Here is an 18,004-nt window from a genome sequence, read left to right as displayed (position 1 = left end):
TCAACGCATGTCCCGAGCAGAACAGACGCAGAATTCCCGCGGTTTAGCAGCAACCTCGCGGCCGGTGCCGCTGGTGGCGGGCGCCGGAGATCGTGTGCCGTTGACCACATCCAACGGTGCCCCCGTGGTGGTCAAACGCTCCGCGCGGAGGCGCCGGACGGTCTCGGCCGCATGGCGGGACGGGGCGGCCGTGATCTCCATTCCCGGGCACTTTAGCCAGGCGCAGGAACAGGAGTGGGTGCGGCGGATGCTGGCCAAACTCGAGACCCGCACGGCGCGTCCGGCGGGCCGGACTGCAACCAATGACGCCGAGCTGGCCCGCCGCGCGGCAGAGCTGTCGGAGCGCTACTTGGCCGGCGACGCCGTGCCGGAAAGCATCCGCTGGGTGTCCAACCAGAACGACCGCTGGGGATCGGCCACGCCGGCGCACGGCACCATCCGCATTTCGGACAAGATCAAAGAGATGCCCGCATGGGTGGTGGACTATGTGATCCTGCACGAGCTCGCCCACCTGCTGGAGGCAGGACACGGGCCACGCTTCTGGCGGCTGCTGCAGCCCTACCCCCAGTTGGAGCGGGCCAAGGCCTTCCTCTCCGGCGCAGCCTTTGCCATGGGCCGCGGCCTGCAGGACGACGACGGCGACGTGCTTGAGGGTGACGGCGACGTGCTGGACGGCGAGAGCGAGGGCGCTAGCTAGCTGCGGTCGCCGTTGCCGGAGTTGTCCTGGCCGCCCTCCGAACCGTCATCCTCCCCGTCGGAAGGCCCGTCCTGGTCCGGGGAGCCACCGCCATCCGGCTGCTCGTCGAATCCGCCGCTCAAGAGCTTCTGCAGCGCCTCATCGACTTCAGCTTCCGAGGCGTCCAGCAGTTTCCGGCGGGCGCTGAAGCCTGCCGGGTCGTCCAGATCCTCGGGCGTCGGGAGCAGGTCAGGGTGGTTCCAGACGTCGTCGCGTCCCTCGATCCCGCGTTCCTCCTTCAGCGCAGCCCAGAGCGCTGCAGCATCGCGCAACCGCCGGGGCCGCAGTTCCAGGCCCACCAAGGCCGCGAACGCGTGTTCGGCCGGGCCACCGGTGGCACGGCGTCGCCGGACCGTTTCGCGCAGCGCCGGGGCGGAGGGCAAGTTGGCCGCGGCGCTGGCGGTGAGTTCATCCACCCAGCCCTCGACCAACGCGAGGGCTGTTTCCAGCTTGATCAGTGCGGCGTCCTGTTCCGGGGTGCGCTGCGGCATGAAGACGCCCTGCGAGAGCGCCTGCTGCATGGACTCAGGATTGCTGGGGTCGATGTTGCGGGCGACTTCCTCGATCCGGCTCATGTCGATGTGGATGCCGCGCGCGTAGCTTTCGATCGCGCCCAGCAGGTAGCCGGACAGCCAGGGAACGTGGGTGAACAACCGGGTGTGGGCCGCCTCCCGGATGGCCAGGAAGAGCAGTACGTCCTGCGCGGGGATGTCCAGGCCTTCACCAAAGGCCTTGACGTTGGCCGGGAGCAGGGCCATCTTTCCCTCCACCAGCGGAACTCCGATGTCGCTGGAACTGACCACATCCTTGGCCAGCGCGCCGACAGCCTGGCCCAGCTGCATGCCGAACATCGCACCGCCCAGGTTTTGCAGCATGGAGTGCGCCCCGCCGAGCATCTGCTTCATCTCTTCCGGCACCTGCTCGGTGAGCGCCGAGGTCAGCGCAAACGCGATGCTGTTGGCAACCGGCTCGGTCAGCCGCTTCCAGGTGGGCAACGTTGCCTCGACCCATTCGGCTCGGGACCATGCCCGGCCAATCACTCCCGTGCCGGGAATGGTCGTGGCGGGATCGAGCCACATCTCCGCCAGGCGGAGCGCCTCGTCAATCGCGCGGCTCTGCTGCGCGGATACCGAAGGGTCGCTGTCCGAAGCTGCCACCTTGCGGGCGTTTTCGTGGGCAAGTTTCCAGTTGACGGGCCCCTCCGACGGGGCGCTCATCATGGCTTGGACCTGCTGGAACATCTGGGCCAGCGAATTGGGGTCGGAAGGCAGGCCTGCGGCCTTGGCCATAGCTGCGGGATCCACGTCCCCTGCCTGACCGCCGAAGAGCCGGGCGAACATCTCCGACAGCGGATCCTGCGCGTCGTCATCTGGCTGCTTGGGGGTCATCACTACCACCGGTCCTCGAGGGGTTGGAACGGGCACGGGCCGCAGCCGCTGCCGCGGAGGCCGCGGCGACAGCGCCCGGGATGTTGCGTCACTCCAACGTTACCGGCAGCCGGGATTCCTTGTCGCGCCGGAGGACGGGCAGTTCGCTCTAGGCCGAGCAGCCCCAGGACCGCCGATGCCGGGCCAACGGCGTACGCTAGAGCAGGCACCGTCAGCGCCGTCAGGCGGCAGTGCCGTCAGCAAGCAATCCGGAGCGTTCCGAGAGGGAATTCATCAGGTGACACAGTCCACCAACAACGGCACCGAGCCGGGCATGGACGGCCGGGCCGGCGAAGGCGCCGGCCAGCAGCCGGTTGCGCCGCGTCCCCGGGAACGCAGGGGGCCGGTCATGGCCGCCGCCGCCGTCGTGGCCGTAGTGACCGGAGTGGTAGGACTGGCGCTGCCCGCGGGATATGTCATCGAGACGCCCGGCCCGGCGATCAACACCATTGGCGAAGTCTCCGGAACGCCGCTGATCGAGGTCCCGGACCATCGGACCTACAAGACGTCCGGCGCCCTGGATCTCACGACGGTGTACGTGGAGGGCGGACGCAACTCGCAGGTCAACATGCTGCAGGTCCTGGCCGCCTGGCTCAACCCGCAGCGCAGCGTCGCGCCCACCGATCTGGTCTACCCGCCGGACGTGACGCAGGACGACATCCAACAGCAGAACGCTGCGTTGATGGCGTCGTCACAGGAGTCCTCTATCGCGGCGGCTTTGACGCAGCTGGATGTGAAGTACTCCCAGACCCTGTCGGTAGCCGACTTCACTCCGGATGCCGCGGCAGCCGGGAAGCTGGAGGCCAAGGACACCATCCGGACGGTCAACGGCCGGCCGGTCACCGGCATTGACGTGTTGCGCGATGAACTCAATGCCAGTGACGGTGCGCCGGTGGAACTGGGCATCACACGCGACGGCCGGAAGGAAACCGTGGACGTCGCCCCGAAGGAAAACGGCGACGGCGTGTACCAATTGGGCGTCATGCTGGGCACCGAATTCGACTTCCCGTTCCAGGTCAAGATCCAACTGGACAACGTGGGCGGCCCCAGCGCCGGCATGATGTTTGCGCTGGGCATCATCGACACCCTGACCGAAGGGGAAATGACCGGCGGCAAGCACTTCGCCGGGACCGGAACCATCGACGCCGACGGCACCGTCGGTCCGATCGGCGGCATCCGGCAGAAACTGGTCGGCGCGGCAGAAGCCGGGGCTACCGTGTTCCTGGCGCCGGAGGCCAACTGCGCGGAGGTGGCCGGCCATGTTCCGGACGGGCTGCAGGTGGTCTCGGTGGCTACGTTGGACGAGGCCGTCCACGCCGTCACACTGGCCGGCGAGGGCGGGGACACGTCATCCCTGCCCGGCTGCAGCTGATTCGTTTCAGCTGCCGGGCGGTCACATTCAGGCAACAGTCACGGGCTAACCCCCGCCGCGGTTCGCCCGGGCCGGTGCTGACAAGGCAGAATGGGACAGGAACCCTCCGAGACGTCCGTTCGTGGTAACTAGGGGGTGTATCCCCGGCAGCGGCGGGTTCGCCGCGATGCTAAGCCCGCAAACAACGAGGTAACGAGTGACGTTCGGACAAGACCGGTCCTACGGCGACCGGCCAACACCGCCCAGCAACTCTGGCAAGAAACGCTCCGCACTGGTACCCACCCTGATTGTGGTGGCGGTCCTGGTGATCGGCTTCGTCTTCTTCTCCCAGATTTACGCAGACATCCTCTGGTACAACCAGCTGGGCTATCTGGAAGTCTTCCTCAAAGAAAACGGCACCAGGATTGCCATTTTCCTAGCGGCGTTCCTGATCATGGGCCTTGCCGTCTACTTCAGCCTGCGGATCGCCTACCGTTCGCGCCCGGTGTACGCGCCGGACAGCTCGCTGCAGGACAACCTGAACCGCTACCAGCAGCAGCTGGAACCGGTCCGCCGCCTGCTGATGATCGGCATCCCGGTGGTGCTGGGTGCCTTCGCCGGCACCGCGGCTGCCTCGGCGTGGCAGACCGTGCTGCTGTTCTTCAACCAGCAGCCGTTCGGCCAGACCGATCCTCAGTTCGGCCTGGACTACAGCTTCTACATGAACACGCTGCCGTTCCTGGGCTTCATCAACGGCTTCCTGATCAGCGTCGTGCTGATCGCCGGCATCGCCGGGCTGCTGACCCACTACCTTTACGGCGGGATCCGGCTGGAGGACAAGGGTTTCTTCGCGTCCACCGCTGCCAAGATCCATGTGGCCGTATTCGCCGCGCTCTTCCTGATCCTGCAGGGCATCAACTACTGGCTGGACCGTTATGCCACGGTGCAGTCCGACGCCGGGAAGTGGACCGGAGCGCTGTACACGGACGTCCATGCGGTGATTCCTACCAAGGCCATCCTGGCGGTCGCCGCCGTGCTGGTGGCCATCCTGTTCATCGTTTCGGCGTTTGTCGGACGCTGGCGCCTGCCGATCGTCGGCACCGCGATGCTCATCGTGACCGCCATTCTGGCCGGCGGCGTCTACCCGTGGATCGTGCAGCGTTTCCAGGTGGAGCCCAACGAGCAGAAGGTGGAAGCGGATTACATCCAACGGAATATTGCGCTGACCCAACTGGCGTACGGACTGGATAAGATCGAGTCCACCAACTACAAGGCGACGTTGGAGGCTGAAGCCGGTGCGCTCCGCAAGGATGCCGAGACCACGGCGAACATCCGGCTGCTGGACCCGAACCTGGTTTCCGACGCGTTTGCCCAGCTGGAACAGTTCCGCCAGTACTACCAGTTCGACAAAACCCTCAACGTGGACCGTTACAAGATCGACGGCGAGGTGCAGGACACCGTTATCGCGGTCCGTGAGCTGAACACCGCGGGTGTGCCCGCCGGCTGGGTCAACGAGCACCTGCTGTACACGCATGGCTATGGAGTCGTGGCAGCCTCCGGATCCAGGGTCGAGCCCGACGGAAAGCCCTCCTTCCTGCTCTCCGGAATCCCGACCCAGGGTGCACTGGCCAATGACTCCAGCTATGAGCCGAGGATCTATTTCGGCGAAAAGTCGCCGGACTATTCGATTGTCGGCGCGCCCAAAGGCAGCAATCCGATCGAGATCGACCGGCCGCAGAGCGCCAATGCCGAAACCGACACCCGGAATACGTTCGACGGCGATGGCGGTCCGCGGATCGGCAACTGGTTCAACCGTCTGGTGTACGCGCTGAAGTTCCAGTCCACTGACCTGATGGTCTCCGACGCCGTCAACTCCGAATCCCAGATCCTCTACGACCGCAATCCCCGCGAACGTGTCGAGAAGGTGGCTCCCTACTTGACGGTGGACGGCAACGCCTATCCTGCGATCGTGGATGGCCGGGTGAAGTGGATCGTCGACGCGTACACCACCAGCAAGGCTTTCCCGTACTCCACCCCGCAGCAGTTGGAATCGGCGACGACCGATTCGACCACCCGGGAAGGGGCCACGGTCGCGCTGCCGGCCGAGGACGTCAACTACATCCGCAACTCCGTCAAGGCAACGGTTGACGCCTACGACGGGTCGGTGGACTTGTACGCGTGGGATGACCACGATCCGCTGCTCAAGGCCTGGCAAAAAGTCTTCCCGACGACGCTCAAGCCGTACAGCGAAATGTCGGCCGATCTGATGGCCCACGTCCGCTACCCGGAGGACCTTTTCAAGGTGCAGCGTGAACTGCTGACCCGCTACCACGTGACCGATGTCGGCCAGTTCTACGAGAACTCCGACGCGTGGAGCGTTCCCGCGGACCCGACGCTGGGCGAGGGATCGTCGGTGAAGCAGCCGCCGTATTACCTGTCGCTGAAGATGCCCAACCAAGATCAGACCTCGTTCTCCCTGACTACTCCGTTCATCCCGTTCACGCCGCCGAGCCAGCCGGCCCGAAACGTGCTGTATGGATTCCTGTCGGTCAACGCTGATGCCGGCACCGGTAAAGCCGGCGAGAAGGCGGAAGACTACGGCACCATGCGGCTGCTCGAGATGCCGCGCGACATCACCGTGCCCGGCCCCGGCCAGGCGCAGAACCTGTTCAACTCGGACACCGAAGTGTCGCAGGCGCTGAACCTGCTGCGCCAGGGCGCGTCCGAAGTGATCAACGGCAACTTGCTCAGCCTTCCGGTCGGCGGCGGCATGCTGTACGTGCAGCCGGTCTACGTCCAGTCCTCGGGCGCTTCCTCCTACCCGATCTTGCGCAGGGTGCTGGTGAGCTTCGGCGAGTCGGTCGGCTTTGCCCCGACGCTGTCCGAAGCACTGGACCAGGTCTTCCAAGGCGACTCGGGTGCCACCACCGGCGACCAAGGCAACGTGGGTGAGACACCGGCGACGCCGGAGGCTCCGTCAACGACCACCTCCGAGGAAAAGCTGCAGACGGCGCTGCAAACGGCCCGCACTGCGATCCAGGATGGGCAGGCAGCGCTGGCGAAGGGCGACTTCGCAGCCTACGGCGAAGCCCAGAAGCGCTTGCAGCAGGCGCTCCAGGACGCGATCGACGCCGAAGGTGCCATCTCGGGGAAGGCCCCGGACGGCGCCGGCGCGGCAACCGAGCAGCCGTCGCCCCCGGCCACCGAGGGCAATTGATCGATTTGCTTCACCATCCCGCGGCCGGTAGAGTATTCACTGCGCCGCGGGGTGGAGCAGTTCGGTAGCTCGCTGGGCTCATAACCCAGAGGTCAGAGGTTCAAATCCTCTCCCCGCAACGAAACACAAATGCCCCGTCCGAGGTCACCTCGGACGGGGCATTTGCGTTCCCAGCAGCATTTCCGGCGCGGATCACTGGGCTGGGCGCGGCGGATAGAATGGTTTCACCCGTCCCGATTTTCCCCTGGAAAGATCGCTGTTTATCCCATGTTTGAATCAGTGCCCAGCTATGCCCTCGCCGCCGGAGTAGCAGCCTTATTCAATCCATGCAGCCTGCTGTTTTTGCCGGTATGGCTCGCCATGGTCGCCGCCCGTGCCTCCGACCCGACGACATCAGGCGGTACGCGCTGGTCTGCCGCCGCTGCGCTGGCCTTGACCGGCGGCTATGCTGCCTCATTTACGCTGGCGCTGTTGGTGCCGGGCGGCCCGGCGGACGCGGCGGGCGCTTTGGCGTATGTCTCGGCCGGCACGGGGATGCTGGTCGTGCTGCTGGCATCCTTCCTGGTCGCGGGCGGCCGCGTGCCGCTGCTGCAGGCAGCGTCCCCGGTTGGTGGATCACGCATCCGGCTGACCGGCCTCGCAGTAGCCGGTGCAGTGACCGGACTGGCTTCATTGGCGCCGCAGCTTCCGGAGCTGCTGGCGAGAATGGAAGGTGAGCGGGGGACCGGTGCGGGCGCCGCCGGTGTGGAAATCGCTGCCTACCTCCTCGGCTTGCTCGCCGGCTTCGGTCTTCTCTGCGCCGCCGCATCATGGCTGGGTGGCGCCGCCGGGCGGCGATGGCCCGCCACCGGATTCATGCTGGATAAAGCGCAAGGCTACCTGCTCCTGCTCGCCGGGCTGGGCACCGCCTACTACGCCTTCTTCGCCGTGCGCGACGCCGCCGGAACCCAGGTCGAAGACCGGCTGATCGACGCCGCACACGGCGTCCACGGGGCACTGACCGATGCTCTGCAGACCATTCCGGTGTGGCTGATCCCAGCTGCCTATCTGGCACTGACCGGCTGGCTCCTGCTGCGTAAGCCACAGCCCCGGGATGGTCAACGAGGGTCGCTGCGCGGCCCAGCTGCTGCTGCGGCAGTCGAGTCAATTGCGGCATCGCCGGCAGCGACGCCGCGGACGGTATCCACCGGGGGGTCCCGCCAACCACTGCCGAGCCAGGACGGGGGAGAGACGGGGCTGCGCGAACAGCCGGCCGGCCCGCTGGTGGCAGGCGAGCACCGGCCGCGGCATTTCAATCCGCGGGCCCTCCGCCGCGCCCCGGATGTCCCGGCCAAACGCGGACGCCCTGCAGGCCACCGCTCCCTCCGGGCAGCGAAACCCCGCCGCTAAAGAAGAAGGCTCCGGCCGCACCTCTTCAGGTGCGGCCGGAGCCATTCATCGCGTCCGCGTCGGCTGCAGGGTCAGTAGGTTTCCGACGTCGCTTCTTTGCCCGCCTCGAGTGACGACGGCCCCGCGCTGCTGCCGGCCTTCAGGGCGGCGAGCCGCGCCTCCACCTCGGTCTGCTCACCGAGGTCTTCCAGGCTCTCGAACTGGGCATCCAAGCTGGAGGCAGCCAGCTCGGCCTGACCGCGCACCTTCGCCTCTTCGCGGCGGATCTTTTCCTCGAAGCGGCCAACTTCGCTGGTCGGGTCCAGAACATCGATGCTCTTGATCGCGTCGTGGACCTGGGACTGGGCCTGAACGGTCTTGGAACGGGCGATCAGTTCATCGCGCTTGTTCTGCAACTCATTGAGCTTTGACTTCATCTGGTTGAGACCCTGCTTGAGCTTCTCAACGATCTCGGTTTGTGACGAGATGGTCGGCTCGGCGCCCTTGGCTTCGTTCTCCGACGAAATCTGCCGTTGGATCGCTACCTTGGCAAGGTTGTCGAACTTCTCGGCATCGGCTGCCTGCCCGGCGGAACGGTACTCGTCAGCCTTGCGGCTGGCAGCCAGCGCCTTGTTGCCCCAACTGTTGGCGTTCTCAAGGTCCTGGTTGTAGTCGTCCTGCAGCATCCGCAGGTTGCCGATGGTCTGCGCGACGGCGCTTTCGGCTTCGGCGATGTTGTTCGTGTAGTCGCGGACCATCTGATCCAGCATTTTCTGCGGATCTTCGGCCTGGTCGATCAGTGAGTTGATGTTCGCCTTGGCCAGTTGTGCGATGCGGCCGAAAATGGAGTGCTTTACCACGGTGATGCCTTTCGATCTGGGTTACTCGAACTGTTTGCCTTCCGGGCAGCCGGTTGGCTGCCCGGCCTGTCTGGTCTAGAAGTTTCCGCCTGCTCCGCCGCCGTCACCGAAGCCGCCGAAGCCGCCGCCACCGCCGAAACCGCCGAAGCCGCCGCCGCCGAAAACGTCACCCCCGCCGCCGCCGAAGATCCCGCCGTCGCCGTGCGAGCCGTGGCCGCCGCGCAGAATGGAATCGATCAAGATGCCGCCGAGGATGGCTCCGCCCAACCCGCCGCCCCGGCCGCCGAACATGCCGCCGCCGCCGAATCCGCCCATGCCGCCGAAGCCGTCCACGTCTTGTTGGGCCATCTGGCTGGCCTGCTGGGCCAGGGCGTTGGCCTGCCGGGCGTAATTCAGGGCCTGTTCCGGATCGGAGTCCGCGATCGCCAGGGCATGGTCCAGGTTCCGTTCGGCCTCGGCCAGTCGGGTGCGGGCTTCGCTCCGGACCCCTCCGCGGCGGGCCTGGATGTAATCGGAGGTGCCGGAGATCTGCGCCTGCGCAGACATGATGGCGTGCTGCAGGGCCTCCCTGGCTCGCCGGTTGCGGTCCTGCGCGTCCCGGATGCCGGAGAGCGAGGCATCCAGCGGATCCATGGCTTCCTCAAGCCGTTGCGCCATCATGATCGGGTCGATGCGCCCTCCGGCGACCTGCTGCTGGACCGCGGACAGCGCTGCTTCCAGACCGGCCACCGGCCCGGCCAGCTCGGGATGCTGTCCGGACGCCATCATGGCTTTGGCCTGGGCAATGTCCTGGGCGGCATCGGAGACGGTCCGTTCCATGCTGTTCCGGGCGTCGTCGAGGTCCTTGGCCGTCTTGGCGATGGCCTCCAGCAGGATGTTGGCCTGGTGCAGGCTTTCCTCGGCGGCACGCACGGCGATCACGGCGGCGCTGCGGTCTCCCTCGTCCAGCTTGCCCTGTGCAGTGGTGGCTGCGTTTTCGACGAAATCCAGCCGCTCTCCGGCCTGATCGATGTTGTCGGCAACCTGTTGGAGCGCGGTGTCGGCGTAGCGGCCGCGGAGCTCCTGCAACCGCGCCGTGCCGTCAGCCAGGCGGCTTCGGGTATCCTGCGCAGCAGCGCGTGCCTGCTCAAGTGCCTGCGGCGCGGTTTTCTCCAGCTCCCGCAGCGCGTCAAAGTCTTCCTTGTGCGCCTGCAGGGAATCATTGACCGCTTCACAGCGACGGATGATGTCGCCGAGCCAGGCGCGCTGCTCCTGTTCGGTGTCCGGTATATGGTCGTCGAGCTGCTGCTGCAGCTTGAAGGACTCCATCATGTGGGACTTGGCCGCCGCGATGTCCTGGCGGAACGGCTGCACTGCTTTATCGCCGTACTGCGCCATGGCGAAGCCCAGTTCCTGCTCGCTGGACTTGATCGCGTCGTCCGCGGCCACCAGCAGGCTCCCGGCCTTCTTCCGCAGATCCACAACGGACATGGCATCATGCGGATCGAGCGGACGGCCGTCGGGGCCGGGGACCAGCTGCGGCTGCTGCCGGAGCTTCTTGTTCCGCTTGGAGCGGGTATAGAGCAGGGCCGCACCGCCGCCCACCACCAGCACGCCGCCGATCAGCAGCACCGGGGCGAGCGAGACACCGCCGCCGGATTTGACCGATCCATCGCCGCCCGTCGCAGCGTCCTTGACGGCAGCAACCGTGGTGAGGGCAGCGTCGGCCCACTGGTCTTGGCTCAGTTCGGGCACGGCCGACTGGTAAATATTCTGGTCTTTGGAAGCCACCGGATTGCCTGGGGCGGATTGGAAGTACGCTTCCCGGGTGTCGACGGCGACGGCGAGCATGCTGTCGGTGGAGCCCATCGAGTTTAGCTTCGATGTGTCCAGCACCCACTGTCCGCGGTCGGTCGGGTCGGTGAACTCGTCCACGTACACGATGTAGACGTTCAAGCCTTCAGACTGCTGCAGTTCGCGCACGGCGTCCTCGACTTCACCAGATCGGGCACCCAGCACGCCGGCTTGGTCCATCACAAACTCGCCTGGCGGAAAGTCGACCGGAGGCACGGCGTGCGCCAGTGAAGCCGGCGCAAGGAAGACTGCGGTCAGGCCGGCTGTGGCCGCCAGACGCCTGAACGATGAACGCATGTAGGTCCCTTCGGCAAACGCAAACTGGGGCCGTGGTGCCCCGGCTCGTCAGCATGCTCCGGCCCCGAACCGGGACGGATCCGCCATTGTGATTCTATGGTCCTGTATTTGACGCAGTCCACCGGTGCCCTCCGCCTGCGGCGAACGCTACAGGCGACACCGCGACCCCTGCAGATCCGCTCCTTGCGCCGCTCTGGCGACTTGCGGGGCTACCAGACGGCGCCACGCACCGCCGTCGTACGCATCCGGCTGCTTCCCAGAAACCTTTCAGGAAACGTGCGACGTTATCCCAGCGACGCCGTGCATAGTGGACTGCAGACCAAGAAAGGACCTGCCATGACCGAGAACAATCAGGACCCGCAGCAGCGGCCCGCGCGGGCAGTACCGCCCCAGCCGCAGAACCCGCCGGCCTACGGGTCCGGAGAGCAGCGGTCCGCTGCCAACGACACCGAGCAGTTCAGTTCCCCGGCCCCAGATGCGGCCCGGCAGGTTCCCGGACAGGAACAGACACAGCCCCTGACCTCCCCGACGCTGCAATACGGCCAGTACGCTCCGGGTAGCTTCGGCCAGCACAACGCGCCGCCCTACGGCCAGGACACTTCATCCGGCCATGGTGGCTACGGCAGCCACGGCTACGGGGCAACATCCGGCTACGGCGGCGGGCAGCAGAGCGCGGTGAGCGCCAAAAAGCGTTTCGGCACCGGGACGCTGATTGCCGGCATGCTGCTGGCGGGTCTGGCCGGCGGCGGCGTGGCCGTGGGGTCGCAGGCACTGGCCGATGGAACAGCGGGCACATCGATTACCGGCGACGCCCCCAAGCAGTTGATCGTGAACAACACCGATTCGGTCAACGAAATCACCGCGGCCGCAGCCAAGGCTTCTCCGAGCGTGGTGACGATTTCGGTGGCCAGCGGCAATACCGGCGGTTCCGGCTCCGGCATCATCCTGGACACCGAGGGTCACATCCTCACCAACACGCATGTGGTGACGCTGGGCGGCCAAACGTCCAATCCCGACGTCGAAGTCCGCACCAGCGACGGCAAGGTGCACAAGGCCACGGTTGTGGGCACCGACCCGCTGTCGGATCTGGCCGTGATCAAGATCGACGCCGAGGGCCTCACCCCGGCGGCGTTTGGCGACTCCGGGAAGCTCAACGTCGGCGACACCACGATCGCGATCGGCGCGCCGCTGGGGCTGGCGGGGACCGTCACGGACGGAATCGTGTCCACGCTGAGCCGGACCATCAGCGTCTCGTCCTCGGCGGTTCCGGAAAATTCCGGCGACAATGCCCAGCCCAGTCCCAACGACCAGTTCAACTTCCAGTTCCCCGGCGAGAAGCAGTCCGCCAACCAGGGCAGCATCTTCCTGAACGTAATCCAAACCGACGCGGCCATTAACCACGGCAACTCCGGCGGCGCGCTGGTGAACACCAAGGGCGAGGTGATCGGCGTCAACGTGGCCATCGCGTCCTCCAGCGAAGACAGCGGCAGCATCGGCGTCGGCTTCGCCGTCCCCAGCAACTACGCACAGCGGGTTGCCCAGGAACTGATCAAGGACGGGTCGGCAAGCCACGGCATGCTCGGGGTCTCGGTCACCGCCAAGGCGTCCGGCAATTCCGCCGGCAACACGCAATTCTCGGTCGGCGCGGACGTGGTCGAGGTAGTGAAGGATTCACCGGCAGCGAAGGCCGGACTGCAGAAGGGCGATGTGATCACCGGCGTGGAAAACCGGGCTATTGAGGACAGCCAGTCACTGACCGCCGCCATCCGTGAACATGCGGCCGGCAGCACGGTCAAGGTGACCTACCTGCGCGGCGGCGAAACACACACCGCCGACGTGACCCTGAGCGAGGGTCAGGCCTGACCTCCACCTTCCTGCGACGCTCCTGCGGCCCTGCTTCCCACGGCGGGGCCGCAAGTGTTTACCGGGCCGGCGTTCCCGGTAAGGTTAGGGTGTTTGCAGCGACCCGCAACACCCGCGCGGGCCGTGGACGGCGGAAGGAAGTTCAGCGAGGATGCAAAAAGCAGCAGGCACAGCCTTGAACATCGTGGTGCTGGTCAAATATGTACCGGACGCACAGTTCGACCGCCATCTGACCGGCGATCCGGCAACGGTGGACCGGTCCGAGAGCATCCTGTCCGAACTGGACGAATATGCCATTGAATCCGCCTTGCAGTTGGCGGAGGAGCGCGGCGGTCCGAAGGCCGGCAACCGGGTCATTGCGCTGACCATGGGACCGGCAGCGGCCGCCACTGCAGTGAAGAAAGCCCTGCAGATCGGCGCCACCGAGGGCCTGCATGTGAACGACGACGCGCTGGCCGGCTCCGACGCCACCGGAACGTCGCTGGTCCTGGCCGCCGCCATCCGTAGCCTCGGCGACGTGGACCTGGTCCTCACCGGCATGGCCTCCACCGACGGCGAAACCTCGCTGGTTCCTGCCCAGCTGGCCGAGCGACTGGGCCTGCCGCAGCTGACCTTCGTCGCCAGCCTCGAACTGGACGGGACCACGGTCCGTGCCCGCCGCGACGGGGACACGCATTCCGACACGCTCGAAGCCGAACTTCCGGCGCTGGTATCCGTCACGGACCAGATCAACGAACCGCGCTATCCGAACTTCAAGGGCATCATCGCGGCCAAGAAAAAGTCGGTTGCCACAGTGACGCTGGCGGATCTGGGCATTCAGCCAACAGAGGTCGGCACCGCCGGCGCCTGGACCGCTGTCCGGACGGCCGAAGCACGCCCGCCGCGATCGCAGGGCACCATCATCAACGATGAGGGCGACGCCGGCATCCGCCTGGTGGACTTCCTGGCCGCCCAGAACCTGCTCTAGTCCGCCACGGAAACCGCGAAGGATACCGGCACCATGCCTACAGTTCTTGTCTTTATCGACCACCCCGGCCAGGCCCTCCACAAGGGCCAGTTGGAACTGCTCACGCTGGCGCGCACCATTGGCGAGCCGGTGGCAGCGTTCAACGGAGACCTCACCGACGCCGTCCGGACCACGCTCGGGGACTACGGCGTCGGGACGCTCTACCGCCCGTCCGCGGACCTGGACGGAGCCCTGGTGGCCCCGAAGGCCGCGTTCGTTGCCGCTGCCGCCCGTGCAGCCGACCCGGCCGCGGTGCTGCTGCCCAACACGTTCGAAGGCAAGGAGATTGCCGCCCGAACCGGAATCAAGCTGGACTCCGGCGTGATCACCGACGCGATCGGGGTCTCCGCCGACCTGACCGTGACCAAGAGCGTGCTGGCCGGTTCCTACACGGTGCAGGCACAGGTGGGCCGGGGTACGCCGATTGTCACGGTGAAGGCCAACGCCGTCACCGAGGCTCCCGCGGACGCCGCGGCGGTGCCGGAAGTGACGACGGTCGACGTCGGGGACTTCGGTCCGGCGGCGCGCATCACGCACCGCGCGGAGAAGGCAGCCAGCGGGCGGCCGGCGCTGACCGAGGCCCGCGTGGTGGTTGCCGGCGGCCGCGGCACCGGCGGAGACTTCTCTCCGATCGAGGACCTGGCCGACGCGCTGGGCGGGGCCGTGGGTGCATCCCGGGCCGCGACCGACGCGGGTTGGATCGAGCACTCGGCACAGGTGGGCCAGACCGGCCAGACCGTCTCGCCGCAGCTCTACGTCTCCGCCGGCATCTCCGGCGCCATCCAGCAGAAAGCCGGCATGCAGACCGCCAAGGTGATTGTGGCGGTCAACAACGACGCCGACTCGCCGGTCTTTGAGATTGCCGACTTCGGCATCGTCGGCGACCTGGCCGAGGTGTTGCCACAGGCCGCCGCCGAGATCCGCCGGCGGAAGGGCTAGCGGCGATGACGGCTGCTGAGTTCAAGCCGGCGCGGGTCCTGGTGTTTGCCGCCCACCCGGACGATCTGGATTTCGGCGCGGCGGGCACGATCGCCCGCTGGACGGCCGCGGGCGTGCAGGTGAGTTACTGCATCATGACCGACGGCGACGCCGGAGGCTTCGACGACGCGCAGCGCGCCGACATTGTGGAGCTGCGGGCGGCCGAGCAGGCGAAGGCGGCCGCATTGGCCGGGGTGACGGACCTGCATTTCCTGCACCAGCCCGACGGCTATCTGGAGCCCACCCATGAAGTCATCCGGCAGACGGTGGCGTTGATGCGGCGGATCCGTCCCGACATCGTGCTGTCCATGCACCCGGAGCGGGCCTGGGAGCGGATCCAGAAGAGCCACCCGGACCACTTGGCCTGCGGCGAAATCGTGACCCGTGCTATTTACCCGGCAGTGGAGAACCCGTATGCCTATCCGGAACTGCTCGAGGAAGGTCTGGCAGCCCACAAGGTGCCCTATCTGTGGTTCTACGGTGGCCCCCGGGAACGGGAGAACCACCACGTGGACATCACCGACTGGGTCGACACCAAGCTGGCAGCCATCCGGATCCACGCAAGCCAGCACCCGGACCTGGCCGCGATGGACACCCGGGTGCGACAGAATCTGGCCGAGAACGCCGCACGCGGCGGCCTTCCCGCAGGCCGCAGCTCGGAGGCGTTCCACGTGGTCGGGATCAACACTCCGGAGACGATCGCCGGCTTCTGACGCCGGAAGTCTGCCGATTCGGCAGCAGCGCCCGGCGCCGCTGCGGGCCGGGCACTGCCGTGGGTATCAAATTGCTGCAGGATTCCGCCGCTTGGCGCGGGCTGGCCAGCGCTGTGGCGGTCCAACGCTGTGGCGGCCCGACGCTGTGCCCGCCCAACGCCGCGGGTCCGGCCAGCCGGCGCGGGCTAGCCGGCCGGCGTGGGAATGATCACGGCGAACGGCAGGCTGGGGGACTCCGCCCCGCCGGGTGCCTCGACCGAGACAGCCAGTTCGCGGGTCGTGGAGATGCCATCGATCACCACGGGATTGCCTGCGGAGATGTCGGCGGCATCAATAGTTCCGGCCGATACCGGCGCGGAGCCGTCCAGCGGAACCCGCCACACCTGGTAGGTGCGTCCCTCGGACGCCGCAACATCATTGAACGTCAGGACAGCGGCGTTCTTGCCCAGCGAGATCGAGGCGTCGACGGTGCCGCCGCCTTCGACGTCCTGCTGGCTGGTGACGACGTCGGGAGCGTCGGCAACGTCCTGGTCGGAGGTTCCGCCGAGGGCCCCCGCGACGGCGATGGCTCCGATGATCACCACGATGGCGGCCAGGGCCAACAACAGCCACTTGGTCACCGCGGGCATGTGCCGCCGCCCGTCCTCTTCCGGTCCGCCGGTCAACTGGTCGGCGTGCAGTACGGAATGGTCCTCATCCGCTGCTGCGTAGTCGTTCCCCTCGGAGTCTGCGGGGCTGGCCAGGCGATCAGATGGCTGTGGCGTATCCATAGGGTGCCAGTCTATCGGTCCCCAAGCGCGGCGGCTCCTTCGCCGACGACACGCCGCTGTTTCCGGCGGCCTCTACAGCTTTGCGCCGGCAAAGCCGTGCTGCCGCCAGGCTTCGTAGACGGCGATCGAGGCCGAGTTGGCCAGGTTCAGCGACCGCAGGGACGGCAGCATGGGCAGGCGCAGGCGTGCGGTCACGTGGGCATCCTGCTTGACCGCATCCGGCAGCCCAACCGACTCCGGGCCGAACATCAGAACGTCGCCGGGAACGTAGGAGACGTCGGTGTAGGAGGTCTCACCGTCCGAGGTAAAAGCGAAGACCCGTTCCGGCCGCAGGGCTTGCCAGGCCGCCTCCAGATTGGCGTGGACGTGGACCACGGCCAGATCGTGGTAATCCAGGCCGGCGCGGCGGAGTTTGGAGTCTTCGAAGGTGAAGCCCAGGGGTTCAACCAGGTGCAGTTCGGCTCCGGTGACCGCGGCCAGCCGGATGGCGTTGCCGGTATTGCCGGGGATCTCGGGAGTGTAGAAGAGGATGCGGAACACGGATTCCATCCTAAGCGCGCCGAAGCACCGGGCCGCACCGACCCGCCTCGAAGCACCGGCCGTGCGGGTCGGCCCGGGAACTGACGCCGGTCAGCTGTGCATGCCTGCCAGCAGCCGGGCCAGCGAGGGGACGTGCACGGTGTTCGGTGCCGGTCCGGAGGACAGGAACTGCTTGACTTCGCGCACCAGCCGGGCGGCGTTGACCACGTGCACCGGGGCGATTCCGTCCGGATCGTAGCCGCGCGTGTAGTCGATCACCGGTTCGTGCAGATTCCCGTCCGCAGAGTGGAGCACGATCCAGCCGGTGACATTGAGCTCCGGGAACAGCTCCTGCATCCGCCGGACCGCCGGTGCCAGCAGCGGCGGCTCCACTACCCGGCCGTCCTTGTGCAGGGTCCGGCCGTCCCAGCGGAAGTTCCCGCGCGGCAGTAGCATCGAATCGATCAGAGCCAGCCGGTAGCCGGCCAGCAGCGCATGGTCGATGAAACCGTTGTCGGCCGGCGAGTGCAGACCGTTGACCAAACGCGCCGACGGAATGGCGGGCAGGATCTGCCGGCTGATCAGTTGCACGCTCAGCGCTTCGCGACGCAGCCGGGCACCGGCACCGAAGATGCCGCGTTTGCGCGGCACTCCGTGGATTTGCTGGCGGGCGATGTTCTCGGCCAGCCCGGTGGAAGCCTCGGCCGAGCCATAGGCGGGAACGTAGATCGGCGCGTCCGCGGCCGAGGGCCCGCGCTGTCCGGGCGCACGCCGGGGCGCGGCTGGGGCAGCAGACGCCGCGAAGGATTCGGCGCTGTCCGTCCGTGCCGGCGGGGCCGTGGCAGCGCCGTAGGAGCGGTCATAGCGTGACCGGGTCTGCGGGTTGCTCAGCACTTCGTAGGCAAGGCTAACGCGGCGGAACTCGGCGGGGTCCCCGCCGTGGTCGGGATGCGTGGCGCGTGCGGCCCTGCGGTACGCGGCCTTAATCTGCTGTGCGGTGGCATTGACCGGCAGCCCCAAGGCATCGTAGTGGGATGGGGGAGTCACCGGCCGCCTCTCTGTAGGG

At 66.9% G+C, this 18,004-nt stretch carries 14 protein-coding genes and 1 tRNA gene; 9 read left to right on the top strand and 6 right to left on the bottom strand.

Annotated elements, in window-relative coordinates; translation table 11 throughout:
* Nucleotides 1–7 precede the first annotated feature (7 nt).
* Complete coding sequence (locus tag E4J89_RS03290; RefSeq protein WP_136784685.1) at nt 8–697, top strand: YgjP-like metallopeptidase domain-containing protein; 690 nt, start codon at nt 8–10, stop codon at nt 695–697.
* On the opposite strand, the gene E4J89_RS03285 is transcribed toward E4J89_RS03290, so the two are convergent.
* Nucleotides 694–2,124 carry a zinc-dependent metalloprotease gene (locus E4J89_RS03285; RefSeq protein WP_136784684.1) on the bottom strand — a complete coding sequence of 477 codons (1,431 nt, stop codon included), beginning with the start codon at nt 2,122–2,124 and terminating at the stop codon, nt 694–696. The two genes, E4J89_RS03290 and E4J89_RS03285, sit on opposite strands and share 4 nt — an antisense overlap.
* Before the next feature lie 277 nt (nt 2,125–2,401).
* On the opposite strand from E4J89_RS03285, the gene E4J89_RS03280 reads away from it, so the two are divergent.
* The 4 genes from E4J89_RS03280 to E4J89_RS03265 all read left to right on the top strand — a co-directional run bounded on the left by E4J89_RS03280 (nt 2,402) and on the right by E4J89_RS03265 (nt 8,120).
* On the top strand, nt 2,402–3,535 hold the full coding sequence (locus E4J89_RS03280) for a S16 family serine protease (protein ID WP_240691676.1): 1,134 nt from the start codon (nt 2,402–2,404) through the stop codon (nt 3,533–3,535).
* A 271-nt stretch (nt 3,536–3,806) separates the two neighbouring features.
* Nucleotides 3,807–6,731 (top strand): UPF0182 family protein, encoded by a 2,925-nt coding sequence (locus E4J89_RS03275; RefSeq protein ID WP_240691712.1) that lies wholly within the window; start codon nt 3,807–3,809, stop codon nt 6,729–6,731.
* Nucleotides 6,732–6,776: 45 nt separating this feature from the next.
* Nucleotides 6,777–6,850 (top strand) — tRNA-Met (locus E4J89_RS03270).
* Nucleotides 6,851–6,998: 148 nt separating this feature from the next.
* The gene (locus E4J89_RS03265; RefSeq protein WP_136784683.1) at nt 6,999–8,120 is read left to right on the top strand and encodes a hypothetical protein; all 1,122 of its coding nucleotides are present in this window, start codon (nt 6,999–7,001) and stop codon (nt 8,118–8,120) included.
* 71 nt (nt 8,121–8,191) lie between these two features.
* Here E4J89_RS03265 and E4J89_RS03260 read toward each other — a convergent pair whose 3' ends face one another.
* Nucleotides 8,192–8,959 carry a PspA/IM30 family protein gene (locus E4J89_RS03260; protein WP_136784682.1) on the bottom strand — a complete coding sequence of 256 codons (768 nt, stop codon included), beginning with the start codon at nt 8,957–8,959 and terminating at the stop codon, nt 8,192–8,194.
* A 75-nt stretch (nt 8,960–9,034) separates the two neighbouring features.
* On the bottom strand, nt 9,035–11,089 hold the full coding sequence (locus E4J89_RS03255) for a TPM domain-containing protein (RefSeq protein ID WP_136784681.1): 2,055 nt from the start codon (nt 11,087–11,089) through the stop codon (nt 9,035–9,037).
* Between the two features lie 336 nt (nt 11,090–11,425).
* On the opposite strand from E4J89_RS03255, the gene E4J89_RS03250 reads away from it, so the two are divergent.
* The 4 genes from E4J89_RS03250 to E4J89_RS03235 all read left to right on the top strand — a co-directional run bounded on the left by E4J89_RS03250 (nt 11,426) and on the right by E4J89_RS03235 (nt 15,649).
* Nucleotides 11,426–12,952: a trypsin-like peptidase domain-containing protein gene (locus E4J89_RS03250; RefSeq protein ID WP_136784680.1), complete on the top strand. Its 1,527-nt coding sequence runs from the start codon at nt 11,426–11,428 to the stop codon at nt 12,950–12,952.
* A 151-nt stretch (nt 12,953–13,103) separates the two neighbouring features.
* Nucleotides 13,104–13,919 carry an electron transfer flavoprotein subunit beta/FixA family protein gene (locus E4J89_RS03245; RefSeq protein ID WP_205754389.1) on the top strand — a complete coding sequence of 272 codons (816 nt, stop codon included), beginning with the start codon at nt 13,104–13,106 and terminating at the stop codon, nt 13,917–13,919.
* 33 nt (nt 13,920–13,952) lie between these two features.
* Nucleotides 13,953–14,897 carry an electron transfer flavoprotein subunit alpha/FixB family protein gene (locus E4J89_RS03240; protein WP_136784679.1) on the top strand — a complete coding sequence of 315 codons (945 nt, stop codon included), beginning with the start codon at nt 13,953–13,955 and terminating at the stop codon, nt 14,895–14,897.
* Between the two features lie 5 nt (nt 14,898–14,902).
* A complete protein-coding gene (locus E4J89_RS03235) occupies nt 14,903–15,649 on the top strand; it encodes a PIG-L deacetylase family protein (RefSeq protein WP_136784678.1) in 747 nt (248 codons plus the stop codon).
* Between the two features lie 185 nt (nt 15,650–15,834).
* Here E4J89_RS03235 and E4J89_RS03230 read toward each other — a convergent pair whose 3' ends face one another.
* The 3 genes from E4J89_RS03230 to E4J89_RS03220 form a co-directional block, all read right to left on the bottom strand.
* The gene (locus E4J89_RS03230; RefSeq protein ID WP_136784677.1) at nt 15,835–16,419 is read right to left on the bottom strand and encodes an anti-sigma factor; all 585 of its coding nucleotides are present in this window, start codon (nt 16,417–16,419) and stop codon (nt 15,835–15,837) included.
* Nucleotides 16,420–16,491: 72 nt separating this feature from the next.
* A complete protein-coding gene (locus E4J89_RS03225; RefSeq protein ID WP_136784676.1) occupies nt 16,492–16,959 on the bottom strand; it encodes a tRNA (cytidine(34)-2'-O)-methyltransferase in 468 nt (155 codons plus the stop codon).
* 90 nt (nt 16,960–17,049) lie between these two features.
* Nucleotides 17,050–17,985 carry a J domain-containing protein gene (locus E4J89_RS03220; protein WP_136784675.1) on the bottom strand — a complete coding sequence of 312 codons (936 nt, stop codon included), beginning with the start codon at nt 17,983–17,985 and terminating at the stop codon, nt 17,050–17,052.
* Nucleotides 17,986–18,004: the final 19 nt, after the last annotated feature.

This window comes from Arthrobacter sp. CAU 1506 (assembly GCF_005047635.1).
GTDB lineage: Bacteria > Actinomycetota > Actinomycetes > Actinomycetales > Micrococcaceae > Crystallibacter.
This window is presented reverse-complemented; position numbering and strand designations above follow the sequence as displayed.